Source organism: Sphingopyxis sp. BE235 (genome assembly GCF_031457175.1).
Taxonomy (GTDB): domain Bacteria; phylum Pseudomonadota; class Alphaproteobacteria; order Sphingomonadales; family Sphingomonadaceae; genus Sphingopyxis.
In genome coordinates this window covers 271,955-286,462 of record NZ_JAVDWC010000004.1, presented here as the reverse complement: position 1 = coordinate 286,462, position 14,508 = coordinate 271,955, and the positions used below count along the sequence as shown (strand labels likewise).

19 protein-coding genes are annotated in these 14,508 nt (G+C 64.7%); 12 read left to right on the top strand and 7 right to left on the bottom strand.

Going from position 1 to position 14,508, the window contains the following annotated elements; all coding sequences use genetic code 11:
* Window positions 1–69: 69 nt before the first annotated feature.
* Window positions 70–1,221: a glycoside hydrolase family 88 protein gene (locus tag J2X38_RS17730; RefSeq protein WP_310255951.1), complete on the bottom strand. Its 1,152-nt coding sequence runs from the start codon at window positions 1,219–1,221 to the stop codon at window positions 70–72.
* 303 nt (window positions 1,222–1,524) lie between these two features.
* Here J2X38_RS17730 and manD point away from each other — a divergent pair, with 303 nt between their 5' ends.
* The 7 genes from manD (at window position 1,525) to J2X38_RS17695 (ending at window position 6,407) form a co-directional block, all read left to right on the top strand.
* Complete coding sequence (gene manD / locus J2X38_RS17725; RefSeq protein ID WP_310255949.1) at window positions 1,525–2,736, top strand: D-mannonate dehydratase ManD; 1,212 nt, start codon at window positions 1,525–1,527, stop codon at window positions 2,734–2,736.
* The gene (locus J2X38_RS17720) at window positions 2,736–3,653 is read left to right on the top strand and encodes a DUF4861 family protein (protein ID WP_310255947.1); all 918 of its coding nucleotides are present in this window, start codon (window positions 2,736–2,738) and stop codon (window positions 3,651–3,653) included. Before manD ends, J2X38_RS17720 begins: the two co-directional genes overlap by 1 nt.
* Before the next feature lie 33 nt (window positions 3,654–3,686).
* Window positions 3,687–4,394, top strand: a complete 708-nt coding sequence (locus J2X38_RS17715) for a FadR/GntR family transcriptional regulator (protein WP_310255946.1) — start codon at window positions 3,687–3,689, stop codon at window positions 4,392–4,394.
* Between the two features lie 112 nt (window positions 4,395–4,506).
* Complete coding sequence (locus J2X38_RS17710) at window positions 4,507–5,004, top strand: response regulator transcription factor (RefSeq protein WP_231732763.1); 498 nt, start codon at window positions 4,507–4,509, stop codon at window positions 5,002–5,004.
* Window positions 5,005–5,062: 58 nt separating this feature from the next.
* Window positions 5,063–5,437, top strand: coding sequence for a hypothetical protein (locus J2X38_RS17705; RefSeq protein WP_056373730.1), 375 nt, complete (start codon window positions 5,063–5,065; stop codon window positions 5,435–5,437).
* Between the two features lie 25 nt (window positions 5,438–5,462).
* Window positions 5,463–5,876: a hypothetical protein gene (locus J2X38_RS17700; RefSeq protein WP_058539334.1), complete on the top strand. Its 414-nt coding sequence runs from the start codon at window positions 5,463–5,465 to the stop codon at window positions 5,874–5,876.
* A gap of 27 nt (window positions 5,877–5,903) precedes the next feature.
* Window positions 5,904–6,407 carry a MarR family winged helix-turn-helix transcriptional regulator gene (locus J2X38_RS17695; RefSeq protein ID WP_058539335.1) on the top strand — a complete coding sequence of 168 codons (504 nt, stop codon included), beginning with the start codon at window positions 5,904–5,906 and terminating at the stop codon, window positions 6,405–6,407.
* Between the two features lie 67 nt (window positions 6,408–6,474).
* On the opposite strand, the gene J2X38_RS17690 is transcribed toward J2X38_RS17695, so the two are convergent.
* From J2X38_RS17690 to J2X38_RS17665, 6 genes are all read right to left on the bottom strand, one after another.
* Window positions 6,475–7,221 (bottom strand): sigma-70 family RNA polymerase sigma factor, encoded by a 747-nt coding sequence (locus tag J2X38_RS17690; protein WP_056373201.1) that lies wholly within the window; start codon window positions 7,219–7,221, stop codon window positions 6,475–6,477.
* Window positions 7,211–9,334: a flagellar biosynthesis protein FlhA gene (flhA, locus tag J2X38_RS17685; protein WP_058539336.1), complete on the bottom strand. Its 2,124-nt coding sequence runs from the start codon at window positions 9,332–9,334 to the stop codon at window positions 7,211–7,213. The genes J2X38_RS17690 and flhA overlap by 11 nt, the downstream gene beginning before the upstream one ends.
* A complete protein-coding gene (locus J2X38_RS17680) occupies window positions 9,331–10,158 on the bottom strand; it encodes a transglycosylase SLT domain-containing protein (RefSeq protein WP_058539337.1) in 828 nt (275 codons plus the stop codon). The genes flhA and J2X38_RS17680 overlap by 4 nt, the downstream gene beginning before the upstream one ends.
* A gap of 79 nt (window positions 10,159–10,237) precedes the next feature.
* Window positions 10,238–10,546, bottom strand: coding sequence for a hypothetical protein (locus J2X38_RS17675; RefSeq protein ID WP_310255939.1), 309 nt, complete (start codon window positions 10,544–10,546; stop codon window positions 10,238–10,240).
* Window positions 10,543–10,839, bottom strand: a complete 297-nt coding sequence (gene flgM, locus J2X38_RS17670) for a flagellar biosynthesis anti-sigma factor FlgM (protein ID WP_058539338.1) — start codon at window positions 10,837–10,839, stop codon at window positions 10,543–10,545. Before flgM ends, J2X38_RS17675 begins: the two co-directional genes overlap by 4 nt.
* A 169-nt stretch (window positions 10,840–11,008) precedes the next feature.
* Complete coding sequence (locus J2X38_RS17665; protein ID WP_310255937.1) at window positions 11,009–11,530, bottom strand: flagella basal body P-ring formation protein FlgA; 522 nt, start codon at window positions 11,528–11,530, stop codon at window positions 11,009–11,011.
* A 285-nt stretch (window positions 11,531–11,815) separates the two neighbouring features.
* Here J2X38_RS17665 and J2X38_RS17660 point away from each other — a divergent pair, with 285 nt between their 5' ends.
* From J2X38_RS17660 to flgF, 5 genes are read left to right on the top strand one after another with little or no spacing between them, the layout of a single operon-like run.
* Window positions 11,816–12,154, top strand: a complete 339-nt coding sequence (locus J2X38_RS17660; RefSeq protein WP_058539397.1) for a flagellar basal body protein — start codon at window positions 11,816–11,818, stop codon at window positions 12,152–12,154.
* Window positions 12,151–12,561, top strand: a complete 411-nt coding sequence (flgC, locus tag J2X38_RS17655; protein ID WP_037512556.1) for a flagellar basal body rod protein FlgC — start codon at window positions 12,151–12,153, stop codon at window positions 12,559–12,561. The genes J2X38_RS17660 and flgC overlap by 4 nt, the downstream gene beginning before the upstream one ends.
* A gap of 1 nt (window position 12,562) precedes the next feature.
* Window positions 12,563–12,865 carry a flagellar hook capping FlgD N-terminal domain-containing protein gene (locus tag J2X38_RS17650; protein ID WP_310255933.1) on the top strand — a complete coding sequence of 101 codons (303 nt, stop codon included), beginning with the start codon at window positions 12,563–12,565 and terminating at the stop codon, window positions 12,863–12,865.
* Between the two features lie 29 nt (window positions 12,866–12,894).
* Window positions 12,895–13,722 carry a flagellar hook basal-body protein gene (locus tag J2X38_RS17645; RefSeq protein WP_310255930.1) on the top strand — a complete coding sequence of 276 codons (828 nt, stop codon included), beginning with the start codon at window positions 12,895–12,897 and terminating at the stop codon, window positions 13,720–13,722.
* 35 nt (window positions 13,723–13,757) lie between these two features.
* Window positions 13,758–14,501 (top strand): flagellar basal-body rod protein FlgF, encoded by a 744-nt coding sequence (gene flgF / locus J2X38_RS17640; protein WP_310255928.1) that lies wholly within the window; start codon window positions 13,758–13,760, stop codon window positions 14,499–14,501.
* The last annotated feature ends 7 nt before the right edge of the window (window positions 14,502–14,508 follow it).

The window sequence follows — 14,508 nt, the reverse complement described above, 5'->3', positions numbered from 1 at the left end:
GAGGGTAAGTCAATTGCCCGCGTTGTAGGGCGGCTACGGGCCGGTCTGGGTGGACCGGCCCTTTCTATATCAACGCTTTACGCGCTTTTTCGACAGGTCGTACATCGCGGTGCCGGCGAGCAGATAGGCGCCGCTGCCGTAAAATTGCGTCTCTTTCGCCGAGACGCTGTCGGGCCGGTCGCCGACCTGCTGGACCCAGCCGAGCATGCCGTCGGGCTGCACCGCGCGCTGCAAGGCATCCCATCCGCGCACCGCCGCCGGCTCGTATGTCGCGCGGTCGAGCAGGCCGTTGTCGACCCCCCACGCAAAGGCATAGGTGAAGAAGGCGGTGCCGCTCGATTCGGGCGGGGTGCCCGGGTCGTTGTCGAGCAGCGATGCGGGCCAATAGCCGTCGGCCTTTTGTAGCATCACGAGTTTCGCCGACATGTCCTTGAACAGCTTTTCATAATAGGGACGCTTCGGATCCTTCTTGTCCATCACCTGCAGCATCCGCACGAGGCCGCCCATCACCCAGCCGTTGCCGCGGCTCCAGAACAGCTTGCGCCCCTTGGTATCACGCATGCCGAAGAATCGGCTGTCGCGGAAATAGAGATTTTCCGACGAGTCGAAGAGATAGTCGGTCGTCGCCCTATATTCCTCGTGCGCGAAATCGGCGTAGCGTTTGTCGCCCGTCGCCTTCGACAGCCGCAGCAGGGTCGGCGGCGCCATGAACAAAGCGTCGCACCAGCACCAGCGGTCGGTGCATTTCGACGTGTTCTTGCCCGGCGCGACGGGGATGAATTCGAGGCCGATCGTCGGCCGATTGGCGAGGACGTTGTCGAAATAGGCTTTCGTCGGCGCGATCGCGCCCTTGCCCGCACCACTCTGCGCCGCCCACAGCCACGCCTGCCCGATGAGCTGATCGTCGGCGTGATAGGCGAGGTCGCCAAGCTGCCATTTCTCGGCGCGGCCGAGATCGAGCAATGGCTGCGCATATTTTTTGTCGCGGCTGGCGAGCTCGGTCAGCGCGACCCAGAAGGTCGCCTGCTGCCAGTCGCGCACTTCCTGCACGCTCTTGCGCGCCGCGGGCATCGTCGCCCAGTTGGTGCGGTTCGCGAGCTGCCAGTCGGCGACGCGGCGCGTCTGCGCGAGGATCGCCGCGGGCTGCGGCATCGCGGGTTCGGCAGGCGCCACCGCGGCGGCGGGGGCGGTCATCATCAGGGCAAAGAGGCTCAGCGGCATGGCATTTCCTTCACGGCAACAAGGGGCGACCAGCGAAAGGAGGCACGTTTCGGCGTGATCTTGCCAGGGGCCGCGCGCGCCGCCCGCATAGCGCTGGGCGACGGTCTCCACCGCGGCGATGATATGATGTCCGAAAAGCGCGCGCCTGCGGCAGGCGGGGTGCATCTGGCGCTGCGCATCGTGTTTCCTCTCCCATGGAGGTGTCGGCCTTTGACCTTGACACCGGTGACATATGTCTTTCCTTTTGGATCGAGTGTCAATAAGGTTGTCACACAACTAGCCATGTGGCGATGAGGGGATGGAATGCCGAAGATCGTGTCAGCCCGGGTGATTTTGACCGCGCCGGGCCGCAATTTCACGACGTTGAAGATCGAGTGCGACGACGGGACGACGGGCGTCGGCGATGCGACGCTCAATGGCCGCGAGCTCGCGGTCGCGGCCTATCTGTCGGAGCATGTCGTCCCCTGCCTGATCGGGCGCGACGCGCACCGCATCGAGGATATCTGGCAATATCTCTATAAAGGCGCGTACTGGCGCCGCGGCCCGGTGACGATGGCGGCGATCGCCGCGGTCGATATGGCGCTGTGGGATATCAAGGGCAAGGTCGCAGGACTGCCGGTCTATCAGCTGCTCGGCGGTGCCGCGCGCGAGGGCTGCATGGTCTATGGCCACGCCAATGGCGCGACGATCGCCGACACGATCGAGGCGGCGCTCGATTACCAGCGGCAGGGGTATAAGGCGATCCGCTTGCAATGCGGCGTGCCCGGAATGGCGTCGACCTATGGCGTCAGCAAGGACCGCTATTTCTACGAGCCCGCCGACAATGACCTGCCGACCGAGAATGTCTGGTCGACGGCGAAATATATGCGTGTCGTCCCCGAATTGTTCGCCGCGGCGCGCGAGGCGCTCGGCTGGGACGTCCACCTGCTCCACGACGTCCACCACCGGCTGACCCCGATCGAGGCGGCCCGGCTCGGCAAGGACCTCGAACCCTGGCGTCCCTTCTGGATCGAGGATGCGACCCCGGCCGAGGATCAGGAGGCGTTCCGCCTGATCCGCCAGCATACGACGACGCCGCTCGCGGTCGGCGAGATTTTCTCGTCGATCTGGGATTGCAAGGCGCTGATCGAAAACCGGCTGATCGACTATATCCGCGCCACCGTGCTCCACGCGGGCGGCATCACCCATATGCGGCAGATCGCCTCCCTCGCCGATCTCCACCAGGTCCGCACCGGTTGCCACGGCGCGACCGACCTGTCGCCGGTGACGATGGCGGCGGCGCTGCACCTCGGGCTTTCGATCCCCAATTTCGGGATCCAGGAATATATGCGCCATACGGAGGAGACCGACGCGGTCTTCCCGCACGCCTATCGCTTTGCGGACGGCATGCTCCATCCGGGCGACGCGCTGGGCCTCGGCGTCGATATCGACGAGGCGCTCGCCGAATCCTTTCCTTATGCCCGTGCCTATCTGCCGGTGAACCGGCTCGAGGACGGAACGATGTGGAGTTGGTAATGCGTTTGACTTTCCTTGCACTTGCTTTGCTCGCCGCGCCGGTGGGCGCCCAAGAGCCCAAACCACAGCATAAACCGCTCCGGCCCGCCACGGCGGACGAGCAAAAAGCGCGCGCGGCGGTGGTGATCGCCGATTATCGCTTCGACGACCTCCTCTGGGAAAACGACCGCATCGCGCACCGTATCTATGGTCGCGCGCTTGAGAAGGCCGAACCGCCCTCCTCGTCGGGGATCGACGCGTGGGGCAAGCGCGTGCGCTGGCCTTTCACGGACCGTCAGCTGCGCACCGGCGACCAGCACGCCGACCATGGCGAAGGGATCGACTTCTATAATGTCGGTACGGGCCGCGGGACCGGCGGGCTCGGCATCTGGTACGACAACAAGCTGTGGACCTCGCGCAACTATGTGCGGCCGCGCATCCTGCAATCGAGGCCCGACGTTGCCGACTTCACCGTCGATTACGAGCCGTGGCCGGTCGATACGCTGCGCACGGTGCGCGAAACACGCCGCTTCACGCTGCCGGCGGGCACGAATTTCACCCGGATGACCTCGACCATCGCGTCGAGCAGCGATGCCGAGCTGATCGTCGGCATCGGCATTTCGAAACGGCCGATAAACGGGAGCAAGCTGGGCGAGGTCCGCAAGGACGCCGCCGCCGCGCGGTTGAGCTGGTGGGGACCCGCCGATGGCGAAAAAGGACGGATGGCGGCGGCGGTGATCGTCGATCCGGCCGCCTTCGCGGGCTTTGCCGAGGACACCGACAATTATCTGATCCTCATCCGCGTCCGGCCGGGGCAGCCCTTTGTCTATTACAGCGGCGCGGCGTGGGATCGCGGGGGGGATCGCGGGGGCGACTTTGCGGCAGAGGGCGACTGGAATAGCTATGTCGACGCGCAGCGACCCGATTTCCGGCCCTAGCCAGCTTCGCGGCGCGATGATAACGCAGCATCCATGGCGGTAACCAAGGCGGCGTCGCTGGCGGATGATCTGGTCCAGCGCTTCGAGGAACAGATCGAAACGGGCGAAATGCCCGTCGGATCGCGTTTCCCGACCGAAAAAGAGATCACCGAGACGTTCGGCGTCAGCCGCACCGTCGTGCGCGAAGCTTATTCGCGCCTCGCCGCGCGTGGCCTGCTCGTCTCGCGGCGCGGGTCGGGTGCCTATGTCCCCGACGGCGCGCAATATCGCGCTTTCCAGGTCACCGCCGAGGAAATCGGCGAGATCGACGATGTGCTCAAGCTGCTCGAAATGCGCATGGGGTTCGAGGCCGAGATGGCCGATCTCGCCGCGCGGCGGCGTACCGACGCCGATCTGGCGGCGCTGCGCAGCGCGCTCGACGCGATGGAGGAAGGCAGCGACGTCGACGCCTCGGTCGCCGCCGACGCCGCCTTTCACGCCGCGATCGCGCGCGCGACGGGTAATCCCTATTTCCTGCGCTTTACCCAGTTTCTCGGCGTGCGGCTCATCCCCTCGCGGCGGCTGTACCTGCAAGGCGACGATCCCGTCCTGCACCAACGCTATGCGCATACGATCAACCGCGACCATGAGGCGATCGTCGTCGCGATCGAGGCCGGCGATCCGGTCGCCGCGCGCCGCGCCGCGCGCCGGCATATCGAAAAATCGATTCTGCGCTATCGCACGCTCAAGGAAAGCCGATAGCCGCCTGCCCGTTATTGCGCGCTATTGATCGGTGCGATTGGGTGCCGAACGCGTGCCCCAGAACGGGCCGCGCAGGAAATTAGCTATCTACTGACCTTGATTTCGACTCGTGATGCTCTATTCCAACCCCGTGCAAGGCGACCCCGACAATTACATAAGCCTGCTGTCTGCCGCGCAGATCGAAACGCTGCGGCACGTTTACGAGCACAAAAATTCCAAGCAGATCGCGCGGCTGATGAACGTTTCGCCGCACACCGTCGACGAACGCGTGCGGCGCGTGTTAAAAAAACTTAATGTTTCCAACAGAATAGAGGCAGCGCGTATCCTTGCTGTTAACGGTGTCTTCGATCATGTTACCCCTTATCAGCCTTTGACATATCAATTGATCGACCTTGGCGACGTATCTCCGCCCCCCGATGCGGAAGCGGGGCGCAGTTCGTTTCGGCGATTTTTCGATATAGGTTCGCCATTTCCTACCGCGTCCCAGCCGGCCAACCGGCATGGGTTGATGGAAAGGATAATCTGGCCGATTTTGATCGCTTTTGCGACAATCCTGGCCTTCTCCGCCCTCTATTCGATCCTTGTCGGACTCGGTCGTGTTCTGACCTGATGTTCGAACGAATGCTGCGGGGGGGAACCGGTAGCATTCTTTTTCAAGGAAAAAGATGATGCTGAATCAACGAGTTTCTGCGGCGAAGAAGATCGCTTCCGACCTGCACCTGGCCGAAGATGCGATCGACGAAGCGATGATCCGCATCGCCCAGCTCGCCGCGACGCTGCCCACCGCGCGCCGCGAAACCAACATGTCGGCGATCGTCGGCCAGGAAGCGATGGCAAAGGTCGCGCATGCGCTCGCCGCCGCGGGCGAAGTCCGCCAGCTTCTGACCGACGCGCATCTGGCGCTGACCGTGACGCAAAAGGAAGTCGGCCTCGGAACGCGGATGTTCGGCGCGGGCGTCAAGCCGGCCGCCGCGAAGCTGGTCGACGAAGGCAGCAACGATCGCTCAGGCGATGGTGCTGCTACGTTCGCGAAGGCCGGTTGATCCGCAAGAAAGGTTGACTGCCACAATGTGGTCCGTGGCGATTTATTATGCTGTCTTGCTCATCACGGTGGCCGTCGCGATCCGACGCGGCGGGCCATTGGAACGTTGGGCGGCCTATACAGCATTGATCGCCTCGGTCCTCACCAGTGCCCTGACGCCTTTTCCGACCTGGACCGATATTGAACTGAATATCTTCATCATCGACATGTTCGTTCTGCTGAGCTTCTGGTTCATTGCCATGCGCACGCAGAGTTTCTGGCCCTACTGGATTACCGGTTGGCAGCTGATCGCTATTTTCGGTCATATCCAGAAGTTCATGTTTTCGGAGATATTGGCGCGACCCTATTCGCTCCTCTCAGTCTATATATCGTACCCGATCCTGTTGCTGATCATCTATGCATCGGGTTCGTCCAGCCGGCGGGAAAACGTCACGGCCTGATATGTGGCTCCCCAGGGGCATCGTCACATGCAGCAATTTTCGAACCAAGAAATTGCCGAGCTGAAATCGCGGGTCGACCAGATCCACGAACTGCTGGCGAGCCGCGGCGAGGAATCGCCGGGCGCGTCCGTACGCGCCATCGACAGCGCGCGCGGCAACACGGCGTCGAACGCGGCGCTGCTCGACCAGCTGTCGTTCAGCATCCAGGTCCGGCGCATCCGCCGCAGCCATTTCGGCACCGCCGAAATGTCGGGTCCGACGTGGGACATGATGCTCGACCTGATGCTCGCGGGCGCGCACGGCCGCGTGCTCAGCGCCAGCGATCTTGCGACCGGCGCGGGCGTTCCGCTGTCGTCGGGGCTGCGCATGATCGCTGCGCTCGAACGCCGCGGGCTGTTGCACCGCTCGATCGACGAGCGCGACCGGCGCCGGACGATCGTCCGGCTGACCGATATCGGTACCGAACGCATGGCCACCTATTTCGAGAAAATCGGGGCCGCCTGGCAGAACGGGCAAACGCTGGCAGCCTGAGGGGCTGACCTTACCCCCGAAACCGGGTGCGGGGCCGACTGGTCGCGCGCACCGCACCCGGCTCCTCCTATTCGGTCATTTCCTTCATCATGCGATCGACCTTGATCATCGCCTCGCGCTTGATCTGGCAAATGCGCGCGGCGCTGACGTCGAGCGTCAGGCCGATTTCGTGCAGGTTGAGCTCTTCAAAGAAATAGAGCTGGAGCACCATCTGTTCGCGGTGCGACAGGCGGCCGACGCACTGGCGCAGCGCCCCCATCAGATCCTCTTGTTCGCACCGTTCGTCGGCGCCCGCATCCTCGTCGGTCGCGAGGAAGGCGCCGATGTCGGTAAGCTCGTCGAGCGAGGTCGACCGGCCGTGCGTCGCATTGCGTTCGAGCGCGAAATAATCCTCGGCCGACATGTCGAACGCGACCGCCATTTCGGCCGTCGTCGGCGCGCGCATCAGCTGCTGTTCGAGCGCGGCGCGCATTGCGTGGATCCGCTTTGCCGCGACCATCGCCGAGCGGCCGACATCGGCCTCACGGCGCAGCTGGTCGATCATCGCGCCGCGGATGCGCGTCGTCGCATAGGTGGCAAAGGCGAACCCGCGCTCCTCATAATTGCGGCTCGCCTCGATCAGCGCGATCAGCCCGGTCTGGATCAGGTCGTCGAGCTCGCTCGTCCGCGACACGCGCGAAAACACCTGCCACGCGATCTTGCGAACGAGCGGCGAATATTCTTCGACCAGCGCCTCGACGCTTTCGCCGTAGCCGCGTGCGCGCGGCGCGCGGCCGGCGGTCCCGGCAAATTGCTCGGCGGCCTCAATTCTCATGCGGTTGGTCCTCCATGTGGGCCTCGGGCCCGGACGCGAGGCGGGGCACTTCGGCGCCGATCGTCGCGACGATTTCGGTCTGCTTGGTCGCCGGGATCTCGAGGTAGGAGATGACGGCGACGTCGGGGAAAGTGGCGCGCACGAGGCGCGAGAGGGCGGAGCGGCAGATCGGCGAGGCGACGAGCGCAAAGCTGCGCGTCTGGAGCAGCAGCGGTTCGACCGCCTGCCCGACCTGGTCGATGATCGTCATCGCCATGCCATGCTCGAACGGCCATTCGGCGGCGGGATTGGCGCGCACCGCCTGGTTGAGCAGCACCTCGACCTCGGGGCTGAAGGTGACGACGGGCAGCGGCATCCGGCTCGGCACGATCGTCTGGACGATCAGCGCGCCGATGCGCTGGCGCACCGCTTCGATCAGGTCGATCTCGCCGAGCTGCTGCGGCGACAGCGCCACCATCGCTTCGGCGATCTTGCGGAAATCGCGCAGCGGCACGCGCTCGATGAGCAGGGATTTGCACAGGCTCGCGACGCGGGGCAGCGAATAGCCCTGCGGGCTCAGATTCTGCGCGAGCTGCGGATAATGCGTCTTGAGATTGTCGATCAGCGCCTGCGCGTCGTCGATGCCGAACAGTTCGGCGGCCGAACCGACGATGCTGTTGTTGAGGTGCGTCGCGACGACGGTCGCCGGATCGACGACGGTATAACCCGCGGCGATCGCGTCATTCTGCATCGCCTTCGGGATCCACAGCGCGTCGAGGCCGAAGGTCGGATCCTTGCACGGGCGGCCGATGACCTTGGTCACGAGGTCGCCCGAATCGAGCGCGAGCATTTCGTTGGGGAAGACCTCGTCCTCGCCGACGATCACCCCGGCGACCGAGATGCGATAGACGTTGCCGGGCAGCGACAGGTCGTCGGTGACCTTCACCGGCGGCACGACGAAGCCGAGTTCCTTCGACAATTGGCGGCGGATACCCGTGATGCGCGTCATCAACGGTGAGCCCTTGCGTTCGTCGACGAGGGTGACGAGCGCATAGCCGATCTCGAGCTGGCACGCGCTCGCGTCGCTGACGTCGGCCCATTCGATCAGCGACGGGTCGGGCGCGGGGGCGGCGGGTTCGGGCAGGTCGGCGACCGCGGCGGCGCTGCGGCGCAGCTGCCAGCCGATCCCGAAAGAGAGCGCCGCGGCGGGCAGGATCAGCATCTGCGGCATCGCGGGAACGATCCCCAGGATGAAGAGGATGCCGCCGACCGCCATCCAGATGTTCGGCGAGGCGAACTGGCTGCCGATCTGGCCGCTGAGGTCGAAGGGCGAGGCGACGCGGGTGACGATCGCCGCGGCGGCGATCGACAGCAGCAGCGCCGGGATCTGCGCGACGAGCGCGTCGCCGATCGCGAGCGTGATATAGGTGCTGCCCGCTTCGGAAAAGCTGAGCCCATGGCTGAAGATGCCGAGGATCAGCCCGCCGACGATATTGACGAACAGGATGAGAAGGCCGGCGACGGCGTCGCCCTTCACGAATTTCGACGCACCGTCCATCGAGCCGTAGAAATCAGCCTCGGTCGCGACTTCGACGCGGCGCGCCTTGGCTTCTTCGGGGCTGAGCAGCCCGGCGTTGAGATCGGCGTCGATCGCCATCTGCTTGCCCGGCAAGGCGTCGAGGGTGAAGCGCGCCGACACTTCGGACACGCGGCCCGCGCCCTTGGTGATCACGATCAGGTTGATGATCATCAGGACGAAAAAGACGAACAGGCCGACGACATAGTCGCCGCCGATCAGCACCTGGCCGAACGCCTCGATGACATGGCCCGCCGCCGCGGTGCCTTCGTGGCCGTGGACGAGCACGACGCGCGTCGAGGCGACGTTGAGCGCGAGCCGGAACAAGGTCGCGAGCAGCAACACGGTCGGGAAGGCCGAGAAATCGAGCGGTTTCGACGCCTGCAGCGCGACCATCAGGATCAAGAGGCTGATCATGATGTTCGCGACGAAACTGATGTCGAGGATCAACGGCGAGACCGGGATCACCATCAGCCCGACGACGATCAGCATCCCCGCGGGCAGCGCCGATATGCCGGCGATGCGGCCGATGTTGGCCAGATTGAAGCCGCCGGTCATGCCGCGCCTCCCGAAAGCGACGCGAGCCGCCGATAGGCATCGGCGGCAAAGCCCATCGAGAGCTTCCTGGGCATAGGCTGGATATCCATCATCTGTAAGGGCGGGCGTCCGCCGCCATTGTTCGCAAGGCCGCTCGAACTGGTCGCCTCAGCGTGCCAGCCCGAGGGGGCGAAGGGCTTCATATTTTCGATCTTGCCGCCGTCCTCGAGCTTCACGCGAAAGCGATCGCGGATCTCGGCGAGGCTGCGCATGCTGCCGTCGGGGGCGTAAAAGACCGACCGGTTCGCGGCCGCGGCCTCGGGCATCATCGACGCGCCGGGCTGGTCGGGGTTGGTTTCGAGCGCGGTCAGGAATTTGGCGGCGCCGCCCGACCCGAGGAAATGCGCGAGATAGAGGTCGACGGGTTCGGCGCTGCGGCCGATCCGGCTTTCGATATAGTCGCGATTGTCGCCGGTCAGCGCGGCGGCCATGTTCGACGACGCAGTCGGATCGTCGCGGAGGTCGAGGATTTGCTGGCGGAGCGCGGGATCGGCGACCGTCAGCCGGCCCGACGCGTCGCGGCCGATCGCATCGGCCGCCCAGGCGAGGCCATGGTTCGCGCCATGGCGGTCAAGCGTCGCGAGCCAGGTCTGCTTGGTGAACTGATACAGGCCGCGCGCCGACGAGGTCTGCGCCTTTGCGGTCGGATTATAGCCGCTTTCGACGCGCGCGACGTCGAACAGATAATCGAAATCAATCCCCGAACGCGCCGACGCATTCTGCACCGCGTCCATCACGGGAGCGGCGATGCGGGTCGAACCCCGTGGATTGTTGATTGCGTTCATACTGTTGGTTCCGCTTGTTCAGCAGACCAAAAGCAATCATCGTGCCATTTCGCAGAAACGGCGGGAAATTATGTGGTTATCAGTAGCTTAAAGCCGCCCCACGCGGACGGGTGCCGCGGATTTCGTGGCTCTTGTCAATCCTCTGACGCGTCCAGTTCTTCAGGATATTGACGCGCATCGCGGCGGCTTCGAGCTGGCTGAGCGTCTTCCCGATCAGCGCGCGGGCGCGATGCTCGCTGCCTGCGGGGATGTTCGCGCCGCGAAACAGGATCACCGCGGTCGCGAGCTCCTCGGTCGCTGCGATGATCGCACCGGCGTCATGCCCGTCGAGCGCACCCACCAATATTGCCAGTCGCGATTCAATTTCTTCGATCTGCGCCAGCATCATTCGGCCCCGCTGTGGAAATCGAGCATCGCGCTCGCGATGATCGCGGGATGCACGCCATAGCTGCCGTTGGCGATCGCGGTGCGCAGCGATGCGACGCGCGCGATGTCGACCGGCGGCGCCTGGTCGGCGAGGCTGCCCGCGAGGCGGGTCAGGCGCGCGGTCGGCAGATTGTCCTGCGCCGGCTGGAGCTGCGCCGGGGCGCGCATCGCGGTCGCCGCTTCGCTGGCGACCCTGCGCAGCGGGCCGGCACGGCCGATGCCGCCGACTGGTCCGATCTTGCTGTCACCCGACATAAAAGCCTCCATCCGGTGCCGTCAGAAAAGTGACGACGCGGTTCACGAAGGCTTTAACGGACGCGGTTTCGATCGTTTAAGGCGGCTCGCCGCAAAAAAGACAAAAGAAAGGCCCGGCGCCGTCGGAAAGCCGACAGTCCGGGCCTAGTGCGAGGGTAAGCGAGGGTAGTCAGTCTTGCAGTTTCGCGCGGCCGGCTCCGGTGACGGTGGCGCTGAGCGTCGATTTGGCGTCGGCGCCACGCAGTGCAATCGTCTCGCCGACGCGGCCGTCCTGCGTCGCGATGGCGGCGTAGCTGATCGAATAGGTTTCGGTTTCGATCGTCACGCGGACATTGTCGCCGCGGCGGATGACGGGCGCGCTTGCCGCGGGGCGGGCGAAGCTCGCCGCGACCGGCGATGCACCGGCGGGGGCGGTCATCGGCACGCGCAGGCGCCAGCCGAGCGAGGCGCAGCGCACCGCGAGCGTCTGGGCGTCGAGTGCGGTCACCGATGCCTGTTCGGGGCAGCGCGCCAGCTTGATGCGGCGGTCGACCGGGGTCGCGTTCCGCCCCATGGCGTTGGCCACCATGTCGGTCAGTACGTCGATCGTCTGCCAATCCTCATTGCCCTGCTGCGCCTCTGCCGCGATCGGCGCGGCGAGCGAAAGGGTGGCGGCGCACGCGGCGAGCCGCGTGAGAATGTTACGGGACAAGGTCCATCTCCTTCGGTCCAAAATGGTCGCCCGATAAATTGCAGGAAGCGTGCCAGTCGCGGTTTGGCGCGCGGTTTTGCGGGGCCGTGTGCGGCGTCGTCAGATTTTTGACGAGCCACACCCGCCGCAGACGTTGATCCACATTAAACAACTGAAAAATATGAATAATCATGGTTTGGCACGGCCATTGCATCATGTCTTGGTGTTTTTCCGCGCGTCCGTGCCAACCGGCCGGATCCCGGTGAAAGCCCCCTCGCCGGAGGCGACAAGCGAAGGAATGTGATGATGGCATCCGAGAAACTCTTTGGCCTGCACGCCACCGCGCTGCAGCTGCGCAGCCAGCGCATGATGATGCTCGCGTCGAACATCGCGAACGCCGCGACGCCGGGTTACAAGGCGCGCGATATCGATTTCGCCAAGGCGCTCGACCTTGCGCAGCAGGGCGGCTCGACCGAGGGCGCGATCAGCTATCGCGTCCCCGTCCAGGCGTCGCTCGACGGCAATACCGTCGAGATGGCGACCGAGCAGACCGCATACGCCGAAAATGCGCTCGCCTATCGTTCGAGCCTCTCGTTCCTCAGCGGGCGCATCAACACGCTGTCGCGTGCGCTCAAGGGCGAATGACGATGAACGGCAATTTCTCCGTCTTCGACATCAGCGGCCGCGCGATGTCGGCGCAGCTCGTCCGATTGAACACCACCGCGTCGAACCTCGCCAATGCGGGAACGGTCGCGGGCAGCGAGGCGGGCGCCTTCCGCTCGCTGAAGCCCGTCTTTCGCACGGTGATGGACGATCATGGCCGCGCGACGGTGCAGATCGACCAGGTCACGACCTCGAAAATGGCGCCCTCGAAACGCCACGATCCGTCGAACCCGCTCGCCGATGCCGACGGCAACGTCTGGGAAGCCGCGGTCGATAGCGCCGCCGAGCTGGTCGAGATGGTCGAGACCGCACGCCAATATCAAAACAACGTCCAGGTCCTCGAAACCGCGAAGGGCCTGATCAACGAAACCCTCAGGATGGGACAGTAAAATGAGCGTCAACAGCATCACCAACAATAGCAATCCGGTGTTCCAGCCCAAGGGCGGCAAGCAGATGGATCAGGGCGACTTCATGCGCCTGATGACCGCCCAGCTGTCGCAGCAGGATCCGTTCAACCCGGTCGATAACCAGCAGATGGTTGCCCAGATGGCGCAATTCTCGAGCCTCGCCGGGATCAGCGAGACGAACACGGTGCTCTCGAAGATTTCGGAGCAGCTCACCGCGCAGACCCAGCTGCTCAAGGACATCAAGGCGGCAACACCGGCGCCCGCGCCGACGCCGCCCACCACTTAAGCTCCCCACCTTTCAGGAAGGATTAGTCCATGTCATTCTATACTTCGCTTTCGGGCCTCAAGGGCGCGCAGACCGACATGTCGGTCATCTCGAACAATATCGCGAACGCCGGCGCGGTCGGCTTCAAGCGCAGCAAGGCGCAGTTCGGCGATATTTTCGCCTCGTCGCCGACGCAGTCGACAAAGATGATCGCGGGTCAGGGCACGCGCCTCAACGGCATTACCCAGCAGTTCACGCAGGGCTCGTACGAAGCGAGCGAAAAGACGCTCGACCTCGCGATCGTCGGCGAGGGCATGTTCATCGTGAAGGGCGAGCCGCCGCGCGAAGCCATCTCCTATACGCGCAACGGGTCGTTCGAACCCACCCCCGACCGTTATGTCATCGATTCGACGGGCGCGAAGCTTCAACTTCTTCCGATCGATGCGAACGGCAATGTCACGAACAACACGCTCGCCGGCGCCTTCGACCTCCGCCTGCCTGCCGGCGCGCCGACCGATCCGACCTCGGGTCTCGTCAACGTCACGATCGGCCTCGACGGCCTCGTCACCGCGACTTTTGCGAACGGCGAAGACCAGAAGCTCGGCAAGGTCGCGATGGCGACCTTCCCGACGATGTCGGGCCTGCGCCCGACCGGCGACGCGCACTGGCAATCGACGGGCGAAAGCGGCCCGCCCACGATCGACGCCGCGACCAACGGTCCGATGGGCGCGGTCCGCTCGGGCGCGCTCGAACGCTCGAACGTCGATATCACCGAGGAGCTGGTGATGCTGATGGCGGCCCAGCGCAATTTCCAGGCGAATGCCAAGGCGATCGAGGGCGCTTCGCAGCTGACCCAGACGATCATCGGCATGCGCTGACACAGCCCTGACCGCCGCCTGCCGGGAGATTATCGATGGACCGCCTTATCTATACCAGCCTCGCCGCGATGCGGGGCAGCATGTCCCGGCAGACGGCGATCGCCAACAATCTGGCGAACGCCCAGACGCCGGGCTTCCGCGCCGACATGGCGAGCGCGCAGTCGCTGTGGCTCGACGGCGACGGGCTCGATGCGCGCGCCATGTCGTCCGAAGAAGTGCTCGGCGCCGACATGAAAGCGGGCACCGTCACCCAGACGGGGCGCGACCTCGACATCGCGATGCAGGGCGATGCGCTGCTCGTGGTGCAGGCGAAAAATGGCGAAGAAGCCTATACGCGCCGCGGCGATCTGCAGATTTCGCCGAGCGGGCTGCTCACCACCGGCGACGGCAATCCCGTGCAGGGCGGCCAGGGGCCGGTGACGATCCCGCCCGCCGACGCGATCAATATCGACCAGGAAGGCCGCGTGTGGATCGTGCCGCAGGGCGGCGATCCCGAAAATCCGCAGGAGGTCGACCGGCTGCGGCTCGCGACACCGGCGGGATCGGACATCGCCAAGGGGCTCGACGGCCTGTTCCGCGTGAAGGGCGGGGGCATATTGCCCGACGATCCCGAAGCGCGGCTTTTGACCCGCTCGATTGAAGGATCGAACGTCACCGCAACCGCTGCGCTCGTCGAGATGATCGAGGCGAGCCGCAGCTGGGACACCCAATTGAAGATGATCGGCGACGTGCGCGACATGGACAGCGCAACCGCCAATCTGATGCAGCTTCCCCGTTAAGGAGATT